An 18164-nucleotide genomic window follows, 5' to 3' on the forward strand; every position below is an offset into this window, starting at 1 on the left:
AAACTAAGGCAGAACGCCTACTCAGAACTTCCAATGTTTATTTAACACATTCATTTCCAAATATTACCATAACTCAATGAGATAATTGAAAAACTGATTAGCATTGCAAAATAGTACATCCAGAATCACCTTTTACTCTAGCCTTGATGGTAATTTTCAGTAATTAGTAAACCTACCATTGCTTAAATAACTAATTTGAAGCAACGGAATAAGCAGAAGTGGTTATATGGGCCTTAGTCTTGAGCAGCATGGTGTGTCAGTTAATACCGATTTTCATAATTTAGTGATTGCATTACCAGGGTCAGGTAAAACCTTCACGATGATTAGCTTTATCAATAATGTTGTGTCTGATCCAAATGCCCAATTACTTGCACTAACTTTTACGAATGCAGCTTCTTTAGAGATGAAAGCTAGAGTTGGGAAGACAATCAAAGGGGCGAGACGGAAACAAGTCTACATAAGCACATTTCACTCTGTGTTGATCCAAATGATTAAGCGAATACCCAGTTTAGCAGCAAGGGAGCAGATTATGGGCTCATCAGAGCGTAATTATAACTACTTTATTTATAAGCAAATGTTAGGAATTTACAGTATAGACAGGGAACCATTAACAGACGGAGCAAAGCCTTTTAAAGCCGCTGAAAAAAAGGGTATGTTTGCTATGGTCAGTAGGATAGTCAAAAATCGAATTCTAAAGCTTAAATCTGTACCTTGCGAAGAGTCTGAGCGGTTCATGTCGGTAATGGGGTTCGACTATTTCTCATTCTATGAGCAAAAACTTGAGGAGTTAAACATTTGGCCTCTTGATTATATGTGCTTTGATGTAACTAGGCGCCTTGTAAGAGGAGAGATTGAACCTTTTCAATGTTCACATTTGGTGGTGGACGAATACCAAGATACTGATGATATTCAATATGAGTGGATAAAAGCACATGCACACAATGGGACATTATTAACGGTTGTAGGTGATGATGATCAGGCAATTTACTCTTGGCGAAACTCACTAGGAATTAAAGGCATCGAGAGGTTTAGGAAAGATTTTAATCCGTCTTATCATACGTTAAGCATGTGTTACCGTTGTCCTCCTGAAATTCTTCATGCAGCTGAAAATGTTGTACTTAACAATGTATCTCGTATCGATAAAGAAATGAATACTCTTGGTGATACATCAGGGAGTATGTATTTGGTTCCTGCAAGTGATGAACTGGATGAGGTTTCATTCATTATTTCAGCAATGCGTAAGCATCATCTTGAGTCACGAGCGATTCTAACTAGGACTAATAAGCAGTTAGATGAGATTGAGGGGCATCTTAAGGTCCATAACATTCCATATAAGCGTTTGAACGGAACGTCCATTTGGCAAAATGCTAATTTATTTTTCTGGGTACAATTATTATTTACGATAATTGAACCATCTAAATCAACTCATTTGAAAAGTGTGCTGGTGGCATTGCACGAAGATCAGGAAGCGATATTTGATATTTTGAGAAAATCAAATGGCCTTGGATTTTCACATGTTGAGGATGAAATGCTGTGGACGCAGATTACCAATAATCTACATGATATGTGTCGAACTTATGGCAACTTTGGTACAGAGTTAAACAGTGTGAAAATAATTGAAATGGTTGAATATGTTGGCCAATCATTCTCTGATGCACTAACGAAACAACAAAACGACTTTCTAGATATTTTTAAAAATTTAATAAATGGTTTGAAGGGGGACTTTAGCCAGCGGATTGACTATATGATTGAGCTATCTTCTAGGCGAGAAACTAAAGAGCTCGATGATAATGTTGTAATACTCAATTCGTTCCATGGTGCAAAAGGACTTGAGTGGGATGTAGTATGGCTTGCTGGGATCAATGAAGATAAGCTACCGCTTCAAATGAAGAATATATCAGTGGAAAATATCAACTTTGATGAAGAGAGGCGGCTTTTGTTTGTGGCAATGACTCGCGCAAAAAGAGACCTGTATCTATCTTGGTACTCTGCAGCGCTCCCTTCACAATTTTTAATTGAAGCGTTCCCAGAAGAAATGTGCAAGCTAGTTACCCTGAGCCCGGATGTCGTCGAACATTCAAGTTTGGAACTCGACAATGAAGACTAGAACTATAACAATAAAGTTCGAAACTTTTCGATGCTTTTTGTCGTAGTTTGCCTTTTGCTCTGACAAAGTTTTGCCCCATTCCTTGTTTCAACTTTTCGGTAACTTGCTTAACCAACAAGTTATTCAACTTACATTTTCTCATGTCTGGAAAACCAATAAAGTTGTGGAAACAGTACTTGCTTTTGGTTGAAAAGAGAGTGATAGCTGATCACAAATAACAAATTAGTTCTCAATTTTTGCTGTCTACATTTGTCGGCTAACTTTATGAAAAAATAAAAATAAATATTTTTTTGTCTGATAATTGACCAATACCTTCAAATCTTTTTGAACTGAAATCTCTTGGTGATGTTGTTTTGTACAGTAAGCAATCACTAACACATAATTTATTATTCAATGGTTATCCACAGTTATTGAAGTTTCAGTGACTTGAAACCTCCTTGCTAACACACTATATTGTATGTCAGCTTGACTGTTGGCACTACATATGGTGATCGTGTGTAGTGTTAAGAGTCAAGCGATCATCAATTTCTAGATATGTAAGTAGTTAAGGAGCCAGATGAGTATTCAAGCAAAATTTATTAAGTTTCACGACAAGATTAAGTTAAGCCGTGAAGACAGCGAGTACAAAGACGCTCGCGAGAAGGATGACAGCATTTTAAAGGCTGTAAAAAAAGCATTGGAGGAAGAAGGTTACCCTGTAATAGACAATTTTCTTCAAGGGTCTATGTCAACAGCTACAGGGATTAAGAATCCGGGAGAAGACTTCGATATCGATAGAGCCATAGTAATAGCATTTGATGGATCACCTGATGATCCAGTTAAAGTAAAAAAAATCGTTTTGAAGGTGCTGGAAGATCGAGGTTTCAAAAATGCCAAGATTAAGAAGCCATGCGTTACTGCTGATTATACAAGTAAAAATCTTCACATTGATATCCCAATCTATCGAGAACAAAATGGTGACTATGAACTAGCTGTAGGGAAAAAGAACTCTAGTGATGATAATAAGGAATGGTCAGCCTCTGATCCGAAGGGACTAAGGGATTGGATAAATGACTCATCCTTATATATTGGGTCTGCGAATAAGAAGTTGGAGCAATATAAGCGCATAGTTAGGTACTTAAAACGATGGAGAGACAATAAGTTCTCTACTGCTGTTGCTAAAAAAGTGTTCTCAATTGCTTTAACAGTAATGGCTAAACAGCAATTCAGTTCAAGCTTAGATGACAGCGAAAAAGCTAATGATTTAGTCGCGCTTCGAGATACCGTAAATGACATGCTTCATGCCAGTTATTTTAGCTTTCAAGGTAATGAGCAATATAGGGTTCGAGTAACTTTACCTAAGTCACCATGGAGAGATATTTTTGATGGAAGTAGTCTTAACACGGGGACTCAGTTTTACAACAAGCTTACAGTACTGAAAAATAAACTAGATAAGGCTATTGAAGAAACTGACTTGGTTAAGCAATGCAAGATACTGAACGAAGTTTTTGGCGATGATTTTGAAGTGCCTAGTAGCTCTTCAACAGCAAAGAAAGCTGCATATGCAACAGCTGGAGCTTCTGGGACTTCTCAGGGGGCTTAATGGCTGACAATATTGAGATCATCGAATATTTAAAAAGCAAAGGGTTTGCTTGCCAAGAACTCGACTTTAAAGGTATCAACGCTATTTCTGTAGACGTAGAAATCGCAGAAAAGCTCATAGAGCTGATACACTTTCCATCGTCCGAGATTGCTGGTTTGCCTGTATTTTTACTTGCAAAGCCAAGTGAGATTGGTCACTTGGCACATGTTCTTAATCATCAAGAAGATGGCTATGATTTTGGTAGTATCTGTGTCAATGACAGAGACTCTGTTTCAGTTAACTTTAATATGCCGTTATTGGCGATTGAAGAGTCGCTTAATCGCCATATAGCTATTTTGAAGAAAGCGATAACTGATCCAATATGGAATAGGCAAGAGCTGTTGCGAGAGTTTAAGTCTTGTTGGCTAAACGTTTGTGATTTTGACGACAGGCCAGTACTTTTAACTAACGATAGCGGTGCCCTAGAAGAAATAGATGTATTCAGGCCCGTTAAAGGGCGTAAGTTTGGTGTTAGCTCTTACTACTTAGCCCAATCAAAGGACACAGATCTCGCTGCAGCAGCAAAAATATACTGGCAAGATAGTTCTGGTAGAAGCCTTGCCGGTAAGGCGGTAGTGTTACCTTTAACTGAAATCGAGCCTGCACCATTAGACAAAGGCCAATTGACAGATTGGTACTTAGATATTATTTCGAAACAAAAACCAGAAATTTTAAAAAAGCTAAATGATAACTATGGCCGATGGAAAACCTATGAGTATTGGGTCTTCTTTAATGCTCAGGTGCCATCAGGGAAGGTTTGGTTTTGCTTATCGTTTAAAAGTAAAAAAGGTAAAAAGCACTCGCTACCATTAACAAAACGACAATTAGAAAATTGGAAAGTAAAAGCTGTACCTATAAAGCTTTTCAACAAAGAAACTATCTTACCTAGGGGGGGGGCGAACTTAGACTTGGCAGAAACTAAGGTGGCGTTAGTTGGAGCGGGCTCTGTAGGAAGTGAAGTCGCACATAAACTGTCGGCTGCCGGAGTTCAAAATTTAACTATATATGACCCTGATAGATACAATATCGAAAACCTGTATAGACACATATTACCCGAAGAACTTTTGAATTACGGAAAGTCCTTTGGACTAAGTTTTAGCCTTAAACGCCAATTTTTATGGTCTAAAGCCAACGCATCGTTGGATAAACTACTAGATCTCAGAAGCTCGAAATTACTAAACTCTTATGACTTAATCGTCATTGCTATAGGTAGTCCTACACATGAGAGGCTCTTTAAAGAGTACTTATTAGAGAAGGGTATTAGAGTTCCGGTAATTAATACTTGGCTTGAAGGTTTTGGTGTTGGTGGGCATGCGGTACTTGATATTCCAGAAAGTAAGGGATGCTTGCTTTGTGCATATGTTTGTCCAGATACTTTGGTTAGAGGGTTAGGATCAAACCTTAACTTTATAGAGCCTAATCAAAACGTCACCATTAATATGTCTGGTTGCGGTGAACAATTTATTTCTTATGGTGCAATTTGTTCTGCACAAACAGCTTTAATAGCAAGCGATTTAGCTATCAAATACCTCGAAGGAAAAGTTGAAACAAGCTCTAAGGTTAGCTGGAAAGGCAGCGAACACGATGCCAAAAAGCATGGAGTAACGCTAACAAATAGATTCTATCAGTTTACTAATTCATTGAAAATTCAACCGTTAGTTCATGAGGATTGTGATGTCTGTAACTGATGAAGTGCGGTTTGTCGGTTCAACCATAGAATTAACAGTAAGCAAGCAAGTTTATGGCTGCTGGCTGAGGCATCGTCAAATGAAACCCAAGGATACGGAACAGTTTGGGGTACTAATAGGCTCGCGGATTGAAGATGAAAGCAAAATCTGGATAAACAAGTGTACAACACCTCAGAAAAGGGACATTAGCCAACGAGCAAGGTTTTTGATGAAAGATCCATTTCATCAAAAAGAAATAGACACAGCATTTGAAGAGTCAAATGGTGTGTCGGGCTATATAGGTACTTGGCACACTCATCCTCAGGGGGTACCAATACCTTCAATTATAGATTTGAATGACTGGGATCAATGTTCATTACGTAACCCGGACAGACAACTCGTGTTCGTGGTTATTGGAAATAAACAGGTCAATATTTACTTAAAAATCAACAATAAATTAGAAATGGTAACGAGGAAAATTGATGGCTAACAAAGCAGACCAGTTTTGTAATCAAGCAGCAAGTTCACCAATTGAATCAGCGGAAACATTTGATCAATATATCGATAATCTAAGAAAGCTGGTCAGTTGGAGTCATGTCGGAGTTTTAACGGATGAGGGGGTTAGGAATATCATCATATTGCTGATTTCAAATGATGAATTAGCTGGAACAGTACGCCTATCTCTTGAGCCAAGTATTGTTGCAAGTTGCTTAAAAGGCTTGACTGTAGAAGGTGGGACAGTTTGTTATAGGTGCATTCAAGGCTATTCAATTTCTAGTGATGATCTTCTACACTTGGAATCAATTGCAGGCATGTGGGACAAAGCAAAGGAACAAAGTGCAGAACTTACCCACGATGAAATAGAGCCTTTGTTCATCCGTTTTGATGATGATAGAAAAGAAAAAGGTCGAGGCCCTGACTTCACAAAGGATACCAAGGAAACCGTTTGGAGGGAAAGCTTCGGACGCTGTATGTTTACTGGGTGTGGCGAAAAGCTTGATTACGATGAAGTGTCAGGTACTTCAGGAAATTATGCGTACTTAGCTCACAATGTCGCTTCATCGGAACAAAGTACAAGGGGAATCATTGAGTTATCGAAAAAGCTCTCCAACAACCCGAATAACGTTCTGTTATTGTGTGATAAACACCATCGGCTCATAGATAAAGTGGCCGCTAGTGATTACACCGCTCCTGCGTTGTCTGCTATGAGAAAGGAATTTAGTATTGTCGCTAATAGCTTATTGGATGGGCTAAAGTTCGAGCCTATTCCTGTGTATGCGGTTTTATGGCCTGTAAATTCTCAGACGGTCTCACCTCCATCTTATCTGCAAGTAGCTAACAGTCTTTCGAAAATCAAAAGAAGGATGCATGAACAGCTCAATGTTTTAAGTAACAATGAAGAGTTATTAGTTGGATCACCAGACATACTCTGGAGTTTAATGCCAACTGTTATCCAGAATGCTGCTGAAAAAATAATTCAACAAACTAAACAGTTTGGATACAGCGCTGCACTATTCGGGTTCGGGCCATCCTCAGCGCTTATAGGTTTAGGAGCTAGGTTGGGTAACAAAAATGCTGTCACCCCTATGCTCCGATTCAGAGAAAGCGGAAGCTGGTCTTGGCCACAAACAGAACCAGTTGGCGATTTTTATGAGATAGAAGGTAATAGCAATTTACAAAGTGGTAGTGATTTTGTGATAAATATTGCTTTAACTGCAGAGCCTGAAAGTTTAGTCGAGGCTTCTAAATCAGTCGGCGATAGAGTTGAGGCGCAAACTATTACGATCCGAGCAAGGAAAACTAATATGGGGAATGGTGCGATACCACACCCAGATGACGGAAGGGCTTTTTCTGCTTTTCTTCAATCACTGTTTCATAACCTCAAGTCAAAGTATGGGGCACAAGTTATTCATTTATTTCCTTGTACATCAAATGCTGCATCGGTATTTATTGGACAGGCATATGATGTGCACCACCCTAAGGTGATTGTATATGACTTCGACAATGGAACGATGGTACCAAGAATATGTTTAGAAAGTGAGAATCATCAGTGTTTAGTGAGGGCGATTTAGAGCTCCTTTTGAAGGCTTTTAATACTTTTGAATCACCAGAGTTTGGAGATACTTTTACTAATATCAAACGTGTTAGCTAGAGAGGTTTAGCTAGCTCATATCTGTCCAAAAGCTTGTTAATGAGCTGAGTTTACTCTTTGTTGTCACACTGTCTTTGGATAGCCGCGTTGATGGGGTCTTAGTTTCAATCTTTATTGTTACATTTGGTCTCCGGTAGCCACGATGGAAACGAGCTTCGGAAGTAGAAAAGTCTCAAACTTTAATGTCCTCCGATACCAGCTAATGACGAAGAGGAGTAAATATCAGTGAACTACCCCGCGACTTTCGCTCAGCTAGGATCACGGGGTTTACTCGACAGGTTCGATAAAATAGTTAATTAGACGGTTGAATGTTCAGATCAAGTGAGGTAAATTTAAACATAGCATTTATGCTAACTACTATTAAGTTTTGTAACTTAAACCTGCACTTACTTCGAACGATTTGTGCCGTTCAATTTAGAGATTTTGATCTCATAAGCAACATCAACACTCGCAGCTTCTTGCTGCAATTATCTCAAATATATACACATACCCAAGTTACTTCTGGCTTTGTGCCATTGTTGATGAAGTTATTTGGGTATGCGTATACGCGCCCCAATTCCACCAATCGTTTTTCTCTAACTTTTATTCCTTCCCTATTTATAGGTAAAGCATAAATTTTATAAAAACGCATGTTAGCTAAACATGAAAATCCGCAGCGGCTATATGACTTGCGAGGCATTTAGTGACATTTGAATCTTCCTTTTTAAGAAAGCTTCTTTTATACATCAACAAAACCTTATTTCAACCCCACCCACCAGGGAACTTAATTCCCTACCGGGCATTGTGTTCTCTTAAAATCGTTTTGGAGCTCACACAATGGAAATCATCATCCTTGCTGCATTAACCATCCCAGCGTTGCTTATTAACAAGTTTCTTGTTCAACCAATACTTTGGCTGAATTACTCTCGTTAATAGCAATAACACTTAGTTGAACCCAACTGGGTTCAACTAATTGCTGGTTCTCTTATCTGTTTTTACCAAAAGCAAATAAGTGAGCCAGCAGGCTTAGAAATTATTAATTTAAAAATCTAAGGGTGAGAATTATGGAAATCGTAATCGTTGTGTCAATGACAATACCAGCACTAATCATCAACAAATTACTAATCAAGCCAATACTGGATTTTAGATCCGGTTACTAATGTCGTTTTAATAGCGATACAAGCGAAAGCTTGACGGTACTAGTTATCGTGAGTGGCTGATATAGCCACTCGATAAACCTTAAGCAGATTTCTGAGTCTGTTTAAGGTTTATCCAGTTCCACCAATCGTTTTAATTATTAACTTTGTCCTTGTACCTTTTTTGGTACTCGTCAATTTATTAAATAAAGCGCATGCAAGCTCATCATGGGAAACTTGAGCGGTTGTTTCATCTATCTAGATAAACAATGACCGGTATATAAGTATTCAAAGCGAATATAGATATGCGAGAGCCACCTGGCTAATCAACCTACCCAAAAGGGAGATACTTTATCCCTCTGGGATCAATGTCTTTCTAGTGGGTTACATAACATTTGGAAGGACATACCATGAACAATCAAAATCAATCACAACCTCAAAAACTTCGTCAGAACAAACTTCGTTTGACAGGTAATGTATCTCAAGTTCGACCTCTTTCTAGTGGTGGCGCTGCGATCTCATTAGCATATAACGAAGGGAAAACCGTTAATGGCCAATGGGAGCAAACCGACACAATGTTTATAACTTGTATCGTGCCCAAAGCTATGAGATTTATTCCGAATATTGGCGACAAAATGACAATTGATGGTTTTTTAGCTTCAAACAATTATACCCCTCAAGGAGGTAGAAAGCGTTTTGGCATTCAAATAATCATTAATAAGATTCTTGAACACACTGAGAAGCCGCGCCAACCTGCTCAACAGCAGGGGGGGGCATAATCAAGCTTCTCACCAAGGACAACAGCCACACCTACCAGCTCATCTGCAGGGTGGTTATAAACAGGCTCCACAACAAGGACAGCAATCTGCTCAACAGCAGAATGCATATCATCATCCTCAAGAGCCTGCTCCACAACACCATAATTACAATGACCAATCTGGCTTTCAAAATGGAGCTGATTTTGGTCATCAACAAAACTAACCAACCCGCAGGGATATTATTCCCTTTAGGGTCTGTATTTCTGATTTACTAAAGGAATACAAATGGAGAAAAATCAATCACCACCAAAATTAGTCGATACTAGTGAGTTTTTTAATATAGGCTTACTGGGCTTTACTATCGCTCTACAGCTTACCGCTAGTTGGTTTCAAATACTGCTTTATGTTTTCTTCTTAATCTCAATGTCAGCCCATTACTATGGGACGCTCATTAGGTTCAAGAAAACTGTGCAAAGTAAGACTTTTTTCATCTTGGACCTCACTCGATCACTATCGCTTACGTTTAGCCTAGCTTTCTTTGGCTTAGCGTTTAGTCTCAACTCATTTTGGCACTACGCTTTAAGCGTTCTGCTTTTTGATTTGTACTTAGCGATTATTTGGTCACTGTGGAGTGTTAGAAATGAAAATTGACTGCGTGAAAATCAATCAGTGATATGTTAAAATGAGGACAGTTAAGATGAATCCGAGTATCGTTATGAATATTGAAACTCTTAGTGAGTGGATGCCCTATATTTCAATTGGTGTCTTTTTTGTATTTGCTTTAGGCATGAGTATTTATCATGTAGCAACTTTTGACGCTTATAAAGCCGAGCAGAAGAAAAGCAAAGTCAAACACTAACTTTCACTTAAAACCTACCCAAGAGGGACACACCCTCTATGGGATTGTGTTCCTCTAAATTTGGAGAAGCACAATGAAAATCACATCTTATAATTCAAACAACCTTGCTAGTTATGGAGGCTGTTATGAACAATCGCAAACTTCGTTCTTCTAAAGCTGCTTACTTACGCAGGCGCAAACAGAAGATCTTAAGAAAACTTAAACAAATCCACGATAGCAACGGCAATGACGATAAGTTTGATAAAACGTCTCGCCGCTTATCTCGAACTAGCTCAGAAATGAGTCGGTTGATGGATCGTGCTTAACTTTTTTTAAAATACCCAAAGCTTTACTTACCCATGCGGGAAACACTCCCCGCAATGGGATCGGTGTTTCTCGCTCCTGGAGGACACCATGCGTAAATCACACTCAACCAATACAGGACAGCCATTTTGGTCAAAGCCTGAAACCATTCATCACTTACTTGATAAAGACATCGTTGACTCGATGAATAGAGGGAATGAGAAATGTTCTTCTATGATGATGATGATGGACCCGCACTTTGAACATCAAACGAACCTTTACCACATTGAATGGACAAATGACGATATAGGCATTCTTTTAGAAGGGATGTTTATTCGAAGTTTAGAAATTTTGCGTAATGCTAGGCCCCGCAATAAACTCTTTAAAGAGGAGGTTGTTTGGCAGGCTACCCCTCAGTTCGCTGAGATTGCAAAGCTTCTTGGATATGACGCTCACGCTATACGCCATGAAGTTAAGCAAATAATGAAGAAATATGGCAAATCATCCGAAATGGATTTGTTGTTAGAGTTTCATCATTGGGTTGGTTTATTTGCAGATATGTTTAAAGAGCAAATGAACACAAAAGTAACTCATATAAATGTTTTCAAAAATGTATTGGCTCAGTGCCAAGATCATTATGAACTTAAAGTGTTACTTAAACAGATTGGTGAGTTAATGGATGACCTTTATTTAGAAGGTTATCCACGTCAAGCATTGCTTGAATCGCTTACTGAAACTATCAACAAAGCTTAACTACCCTATGGGCACAATCTCCCATAGGGGCTGATTGTGTCCTCAAAACCTTACGTCTTTGGAGGACGCACATATGTCAGTACAATCTATAAACCAAAATACAAACACATCAATCGATTACTCAGAAATGGAAAGTGTGCCAGCACACGTATTATTTCCAGAAATCTTTGACCCGTCAAAAATCACGCTTAAGCGTCGTAAGCATCGTCATGAGGATTGCATACCTAGTAACCCTATGTATGTACCCGATGAAGAAAATACCAAGCTAGCCTTGGTTTGGCTTCAAGCGCCTGAGCAAATGTTAGCTTTAGGTCTACAAGGTCATACAGGAACTGGTAAAACAGAACTTGCTATGTTCCTTGCCGATAGACTTAATCTGCCACTCTATATTGTGAAAGTTCATCCTCGAATGAATCCACAAGATTTAGAAGGTAGCTACGTTTTAGATAATGACAACGGTTCAACGGTTACTCGTAAAGAGTATGGTCCTGCTGCAAAGGCTTACATTAACGGTGGCATTATGCTGCTAGATGAAGTCGATAAAGCATCTGAAGAGCTAACTAGTGCGATGCATCTGTTAGTAGAAGGAAAGCCATGGCCGCTTGAGATGTTCAAAGAGACGTTGATTGCGCACAAAAACTTCTTTTGCATGGCTGCAGCTAACACATATGGTGGAGGTCACGATGATATTTATATTTCATCTCGACAACTTGATGGTGCATTCATTTCACGTTTTATGTGGATTGAAACCCGTTATCCAACACCAGTTACCGAAGCTAAAATTCTTGAAAAGGTAGGCGCGAAATTACCGGTTGGTATCAGAAATGATGCGATCAGGTTAGCCAATGCTTTTCGTGATGCAGCTTTGGGTGTTCAGCGGGATGGAGATGTAGAAGATCCAATCAAATGTATATTTTCAACTCGAGTCTTGGTCGCCTGGATTTATTATATTCAGGGGTTCGGTAGGTTTCGTTCATTAAAGCAATCACTGGATGCAGTTTTCATGCGTTCGGTTAGCGTTGATGACAAGCATATCGCTCAAGATATTGTCGATAAAATCTATGGTGATGATATTAATCTGAAGCTGAATGATTTATTGGCAAAAAAGTAGTAAAGCCTTCGGTTCAGGACTTGAACACGATTCCTAGTGAAGCCGTGTTTGAGGCATTTTGTCTGAACTCCGATTTTTGGGGAGAAGGCGATAGATGGGTTGCTCAATCATTGGATAAGCAATTCGTAATCGAAGGCATAGTTGAAAAGGGTGAGCCAGTAGCAAAGTCTATGATAAGTGATAGTGATGCATTAAATGCAGGCTATAAACACAGTCATCGGCATCTGCTGACGGTTCATGTAAATAAGAAGTCATCATTTACCTTTGCTCCATATCGTGCATCTAGGGTAACTACTACTCATCGTAATGGTAAGTATTTGTTACTAGAGAACAATAATGGACGAAAGTATGCGATTAGCGTAAGTGGTGTTGGAAATAAAATTGTTGTTTTATTCAAGAATGAGCAATCAGACGCTCATTGGGTGCTCTATGAGTATCCTGATGTAAGTACTGATACACCTCTAGGTGTAAAACATCATGCAGATCTTTTCATTGAAAAGAAGCTAAAAGGTTATACAGAAAAAAGCACTTATAAATATGCTGATTTAATCAAAAACGTTTAAACAACCCAATAGAGGTACACCTATACCCTATTGGGGATTGGTGTGCCTTTTTGTCTTTGGAGGACAAATTATGAACACATCAATAAACCCAACAACAACTACCGTCACTGACTCAGCTGTACTTTGTTCTAGGCTTCAGCAATTAGAGCAAGGCATTTGCGTCGTCAATATTATCTCGCAGGCTGCATGTGGCGAGAAAAGTTTACCTAAAGTGAAAGTTGAACTCGATGGACAATTACAGGATTCAGACACCATTAAGGGGTCGAAAATTCGGTGGTTTCCAAAAGAACCTCTTAACTTTGTGAATAAATCAAAACAAGCGATATCTCGGACTTTGAATGCTTATGGTGTTCGTTGGGGAGATATGACAATCGTTCCTTTGGCTCGATTGGATGATTTACAGCAAGAGATTGAATCTATTCAAATTGAATGGCAGAAAGATCTTGATGCAATGCTTATTGATTTTGACAATTTGGTAAGTGACTGGCATATGAACAATCTTGATGTTGCAGATATTATGCGACGATACACGATGGATAAAAACGAGTTTGGTGGCAGATTCAAGTTGAAGATGTTACCCCCTGTAGCGTTCAAACCATTGATTGATGAAAATGATGAGGATGCTGCAGAAGAGCTTGCAAATTCAATGCTTGATAATCTGTACAACGAAGTAGCTAAAATGGCGAGTGACGTTTATGAACGTTCCTTTTTTGTTAAAGATGATAAAGGCCACAAAGTAGCTCGTACTAGGGCAAATAGACGGATTAAAGATTCGTTTAAAACCCTTATCGAGAAGCTGGGTGGTTTATCTTTTCTTGATAGTAATATTGAGAAAGTGATATCTGAGACAGAACGTGTACTCAATTCAATGCCTAAAACAGGTTGGATTGAGGACAATGATTTAGCTGCTTTAGCTCATTGGACGTGCGTAATGTCCAATGCAGACACCTTGAAGAATCATGCCAACGATGATCTTGTTGATTATGAAGAAGAGGTCATTGTCGATGACTTTGGTGTACTAGGTGAAGAGGTTAGTAATAACCTAGATGAAGACTTAAGCAGTGTTGCGTCAAATCAAGTAGAACAAGAAATACCTCAAATCGATTCAAATTCACTTTCTGATGAGCAATTTGGAGGTTTCGGTGATTTTGGCATTGTTGATGATAACGATGATGAAGTTGTTGAAATACCGGAAATTGCAGAAGAGGAAGATGGTTTGTTTGGCCTCGGTTTTTAAATAACCCCAATGGGCGTACATATTCCCATTGGGGGTGAGTGCGCCTTCAATTAACGTCTTGGAGGACGCATTCATGTCAACTCAACAACAACTTTTGAGAAAGTTTAAAAATCTCTCTCGTGTACTAACCCGATCTACAGATATGGAGATTGTTTTCCATGGAAAGAGAGCGGGTCACAGTCCTGGGAGAATAGTTTTACCAATGGGTGATTTTAGTGATGATGATTTCGTTACTATGTCACTCGGTTACTGTGATCATGAGCTTGGTCATGAGAATTACACCGATAACAATTGGTACCGCATTGCTCAAAACAAATCGCCATATTTAAGAGGGTTATTGAATAGCCTGGATGATGCACATCAAGAGAGACGTTTGATGGCAGACTTCAAAGGTTGTACAAAAACACTTAATAATCTAGTCAAACTGTGTATTGAAAAAGGGTTGTTTGCTGAACCCTATACAGAGCATAAAGAGACCTTGATTTTAAAGGGATGGGTTCTTTATGGAGCTAGAGTATTTATAGGCAATCCGCTTAATGGTTATTTCCTTAAAGCAGATAATTTGTTGAAAGCAAAATTTGGTGATGATTTTTATCGAGAGGCTAACTTAATCTTTAACGAGACAGTTTTTCAAACAATGGATAGCACTGAAAAGTGCTTTGTCGTTGCTGAAAAGTTGTACTTGTTGTTATTGGATTGGGTTGACCAGCAAGACTCTCAGGATGATCCAAGCGACTCAGATGATGCCGATGGCTCAGAAGGTAGCAGAGATGATTCAAGCGACTCAGATGATGCTGATGGCTCAGAAGATAGCAGAGATGATTCAAGCGACTCAGATGATGCTGATGGCTCAGAAGATAGCAGTGATGATTCAAGCGACTCAGATGATGCTGATGGCTCAGAAGATAGCAATGATGATTCAAGCGACTCAGATGATGCTGATGGCTCAGAAGATAGCAGTGATGATTCAAGCAGTGGTAAAACAACAACTCGCAAAAAAGATATTTTGGCTTCTTTAGAAGATGAAATAGATGATTTGCATGAAAAGCTTAGGGCTGAATTAGATTCTATGGCTAAAGATTATGATGGTTCTCAGATTGCTCCATTGAAGTTAAAAATAGACGATAAATCTGAAAGAACGAACTGTTGTTCTGACCCTCATAATGTTGAAGAAGAATGTCATAAATTAATATCTAACTTGAAAAGCCCACTAAAAAGGATTTTTCACGATCAAAACTATCGCCATGTAACGCTAGATAAGAAGGGCTGTTCTTTGAGCTCATCAAGACTATCAAGTGTTGTGACCGGAAATAAACGTATATTTGAGCAAGAATCCATAGGAAGATCTCCAAACTCAGCAATTGCATTGCTGGTGGATAAGTCTGGTTCTATGAGTGCTGCCGAGATGTCTATGGCGTCAAGCGTTGCCTACTCCATGAGTGCTGCGCTAGATAGCATTAAAGGTGTTTCAAATATGGTCGGATATTATCCTGGTCTTAGCTTTATAGATGGTAGCAATAGTGTTTTAGATTTTTATGATCACTCTCTCAATATAGTTAAACCGTTTGAAACAAAGGTAAGAAAAAATTCATTCAACATTATTTCTGAAGGTGGTACACCAACGGCCGAAGCTATAACTAGTGCACTGGCTTTGTTAGTAAATCAGTCGGCACCGCGAAAGTTATTATTCGTGATAACTGATGGTGACCCAGACAATGCAGCGAAAGTACAGCGAGCAATCGTTGAGGCTAATTGTATGGGAGTTAGAGTTTTTGGAATAGGAATACACAGAAAAGTTGATGGGTTTGACGATGCTGATTTTTCAGTTATCAATGACTCAAATGAGTTAGTTCAAGCTTTAACAAAAGGTTTAAAACACGCTTTTAAGTAAGCGATAAACAACATAACCCCAAGGGTCATATTAATCCCTTGGGGATTAGTGTGTCCCAAATTTACGTCCTTGGAGGGCACACTATGAAAACTACAACATACACAGAAACTAGAGCGAGTGGCGCAATAGCTGTTTACGAAATACGTAATGGCACGAAGGTACTAATTGGGGCCTCATGGACTATGAGACCACTTCTAACACGGTAAACAAAGCAAGCGCTTCAATCTGAAGCGCTACTTACCCAAGACTCGCGGAAACCACCAAAGTTTCTTTTTGCGAGGAAATTTTGGGGTTTTCGTGAGTTATTAGGAGAAGAATTATGTATTTAGCCACTCAATCTAAGATTCAAAAAGTTAAAACGCTGGTAAGTAAAAGTGGTGGTTGGCGTAATGTTTATGAGCACTTTAGTGGTCTTAAACTTGCTGTTGATCGCTACCCTGCGCAAGTTCCATGTCCAGCTACTGGAGACGGGAAAACTGTCTTTAGATTAGTAACGGGCTGGGAAGATTCAGGACAAGCGTTTCATAATAACGAAGGCCGCTTAACGGATGGATTGAATGTTATAGCATTTTATTTGAAGTGTTCTATTAAAGACGCAGCTGATGAAGTGTTGAGGATCACAGGTGGTGATCTAACAACAGTCAAACGTTCAGAGGTAGCCAAGCAAATACACCAACAGAACATCAAAGCATCTACGTATTGTAGTGATGAAGTAAAGCAAAAGCGTCTAGCCAAGTTGCAGAAGGTACATTCTGAAGCAATGCCAGCTTACAAATCGCCTATTGCGATGAACTATTTGCGAAGTCGGGGATTAACCTTAACTGAAACAGAAGTTCAAAGATTTTCATCAACCCTCGGGTTTCATCCAGGGTTACCCTACTACTGTGATGATGAAAAGAAGTTCAAAGGTAAATTCCCAGCTTTACTCGGGATTTTCAAAGATAAAGAGGGCAACAACCTCACCATTCATCGTATTTACCTCAAGCCTGATGGCAGTGGTAAAGCTGACGTTAGCAATCCTAAGAAATTAATGTCACCACCAAACTATATGGGTGGAGGTGCGTTTCGCTTAGGAGAGCCAATTAGTTTAGACGGTGGTGGTAAATACATAGGAGTTACTGAAGGTATTGAAACTGCGCTTGCGTTGTTTAATGCTAACAATCTCCCTTGTTGGCCATTGTACTCTGATACTGTTTTAGCACTTTTTGAGCCTGAATCTGACATAACACATGTCGCGATTTGGTCTGAAAAAGAGCCAAGCAAAGCAGGTTGGAATTCTGCTGTGAAGTTACGTGACAAACTTAGAAATAAAGGTCTCTATTGCCAAATAGAATATCCTGATTTTCTTAACACAGAGAAAGAAGATTGGTTAGACGTTTTCATTAATTGTCCAACTAATATTCGAGGCTATATAGCTAAATGAATGCTCCGTCATAGGCCCCTTTTGGGGTCTATGGCTGGGTTGTTCACTCCTAAGTCCATTCATAAATGCACTTAGGGGTGAGCAACCTTATTAATATCATTACTGGAGTGTTTATTATGCAAGTGCAAGGTATTTATGATGAGAGCACCCAAATTCTAACCATTAGTGGCAAAAGTGGTATCGGCCAGAAAGCGTTTAAAATTTCTAACGTTAACCAACTTGAAGTCGGTGCAAGGTTGGAACGACTCACTAATTGGGCAAGGGAAAAGGGCTTAATTCGGAATAACAGTGTAATAGCTGAAATTTAACTGTGGATCACAGGGCATATGTTTTCATATGACCCTGTGATAAACCTAAGTTGATTTACGAGTCTGTTTAGGTTTATTCAGTTCCACCAATCGTTTTAATTATTATCTTTGTCCTTGTACCTTTTTTGGTACTCGTCAATTTATTAAATAAAGCGCATGCAAGCTCATCATGGGAAACCTGAGCGGTTGTTTCATCTATCTAGATAAACAATGACCGGTATATAAGTATTCAAAGCGAATATAGATATGCGAGAGCCATCTGGCTAATCAACTTACCCAAGAGGGAGATACTTTATCCCTCTGGGATCATTGTATCT

At 39.1% G+C, this 18164-nt stretch carries 16 protein-coding genes; 15 read left to right on the forward strand and 1 reads right to left on the reverse strand.

Going from position 1 to position 18164, the window contains the following annotated elements; translation table 11 throughout:
• Window positions 1–226: 226 nt before the first annotated feature.
• The 6 genes from BM736_RS18620 to BM736_RS18645 all read left to right on the forward strand — a co-directional run bounded on the left by BM736_RS18620 (window position 227) and on the right by BM736_RS18645 (window position 9441).
• The gene (locus BM736_RS18620) at window positions 227–2107 is read left to right on the forward strand and encodes an ATP-dependent helicase (RefSeq protein ID WP_076414955.1); all 1881 of its coding nucleotides are present in this window, start codon (window positions 227–229) and stop codon (window positions 2105–2107) included.
• Between the two features lie 556 nt (window positions 2108–2663).
• Complete coding sequence (locus BM736_RS18625; RefSeq protein ID WP_076414956.1) at window positions 2664–3689, forward strand: nucleotidyltransferase; 1026 nt, start codon at window positions 2664–2666, stop codon at window positions 3687–3689.
• Complete coding sequence (locus tag BM736_RS18630) at window positions 3689–5416, forward strand: ThiF family adenylyltransferase (protein WP_076414958.1); 1728 nt, start codon at window positions 3689–3691, stop codon at window positions 5414–5416. The genes BM736_RS18625 and BM736_RS18630 overlap by 1 nt, the downstream gene beginning before the upstream one ends.
• Window positions 5403–5885 carry a Mov34/MPN/PAD-1 family protein gene (locus BM736_RS18635; protein WP_076414959.1) on the forward strand — a complete coding sequence of 161 codons (483 nt, stop codon included), beginning with the start codon at window positions 5403–5405 and terminating at the stop codon, window positions 5883–5885. Before BM736_RS18630 ends, BM736_RS18635 begins: the two co-directional genes overlap by 14 nt.
• Window positions 5878–7467, forward strand: coding sequence for an SAVED domain-containing protein (locus BM736_RS18640; protein ID WP_076414961.1), 1590 nt, complete (start codon window positions 5878–5880; stop codon window positions 7465–7467). Before BM736_RS18635 ends, BM736_RS18640 begins: the two co-directional genes overlap by 8 nt.
• A gap of 1605 nt (window positions 7468–9072) precedes the next feature.
• On the forward strand, window positions 9073–9441 hold the full coding sequence (locus BM736_RS18645; RefSeq protein ID WP_076414962.1) for a hypothetical protein: 369 nt from the start codon (window positions 9073–9075) through the stop codon (window positions 9439–9441).
• On the opposite strand, the gene BM736_RS25455 is transcribed toward BM736_RS18645, so the two are convergent.
• A complete protein-coding gene (locus BM736_RS25455; protein ID WP_256717973.1) occupies window positions 9420–9548 on the reverse strand; it encodes a hypothetical protein in 129 nt (42 codons plus the stop codon). The two genes, BM736_RS18645 and BM736_RS25455, sit on opposite strands and share 22 nt — an antisense overlap.
• 569 nt (window positions 9549–10117) lie before the next feature.
• Here BM736_RS25455 and BM736_RS25220 point away from each other — a divergent pair.
• From BM736_RS25220 to BM736_RS18695, 9 genes are all read left to right on the forward strand, one after another.
• Window positions 10118–10279, forward strand: a complete 162-nt coding sequence (locus BM736_RS25220) for a hypothetical protein (RefSeq protein ID WP_179079080.1) — start codon at window positions 10118–10120, stop codon at window positions 10277–10279.
• Window positions 10280–10404: 125 nt separating this feature from the next.
• Window positions 10405–10584 (forward strand): hypothetical protein, encoded by a 180-nt coding sequence (locus BM736_RS18660; protein WP_076414967.1) that lies wholly within the window; start codon window positions 10405–10407, stop codon window positions 10582–10584.
• Between the two features lie 88 nt (window positions 10585–10672).
• Entirely contained in the window at window positions 10673–11314 is a 642-nt protein-coding gene (locus BM736_RS18665) for a hypothetical protein (RefSeq protein WP_076414968.1), read from the forward strand.
• A 73-nt stretch (window positions 11315–11387) separates the two neighbouring features.
• Window positions 11388–12425, forward strand: a complete 1038-nt coding sequence (locus tag BM736_RS18670; protein WP_076414970.1) for an AAA family ATPase — start codon at window positions 11388–11390, stop codon at window positions 12423–12425.
• A 20-nt stretch (window positions 12426–12445) separates the two neighbouring features.
• Window positions 12446–12988 carry a hypothetical protein gene (locus tag BM736_RS18675; RefSeq protein WP_076414972.1) on the forward strand — a complete coding sequence of 181 codons (543 nt, stop codon included), beginning with the start codon at window positions 12446–12448 and terminating at the stop codon, window positions 12986–12988.
• A gap of 70 nt (window positions 12989–13058) precedes the next feature.
• Window positions 13059–14225, forward strand: a complete 1167-nt coding sequence (locus BM736_RS18680; protein ID WP_076414973.1) for a DUF3150 domain-containing protein — start codon at window positions 13059–13061, stop codon at window positions 14223–14225.
• 73 nt (window positions 14226–14298) lie between these two features.
• Window positions 14299–16116: a vWA domain-containing protein gene (locus tag BM736_RS18685; RefSeq protein WP_076414975.1), complete on the forward strand. Its 1818-nt coding sequence runs from the start codon at window positions 14299–14301 to the stop codon at window positions 16114–16116.
• A 319-nt stretch (window positions 16117–16435) separates the two neighbouring features.
• On the forward strand, window positions 16436–17539 hold the full coding sequence (locus BM736_RS18690; RefSeq protein ID WP_076414976.1) for a toprim domain-containing protein: 1104 nt from the start codon (window positions 16436–16438) through the stop codon (window positions 17537–17539).
• A 116-nt stretch (window positions 17540–17655) separates the two neighbouring features.
• Complete coding sequence (locus BM736_RS18695) at window positions 17656–17847, forward strand: hypothetical protein (protein WP_076414978.1); 192 nt, start codon at window positions 17656–17658, stop codon at window positions 17845–17847.
• The last annotated feature ends 317 nt before the right edge of the window (window positions 17848–18164 follow it).

It is taken from the genome of Shewanella sp. UCD-KL12 (genome assembly GCF_001957125.1).
In the GTDB taxonomy this organism is placed as follows: Bacteria; Pseudomonadota; Gammaproteobacteria; order Enterobacterales; family Shewanellaceae; genus Shewanella.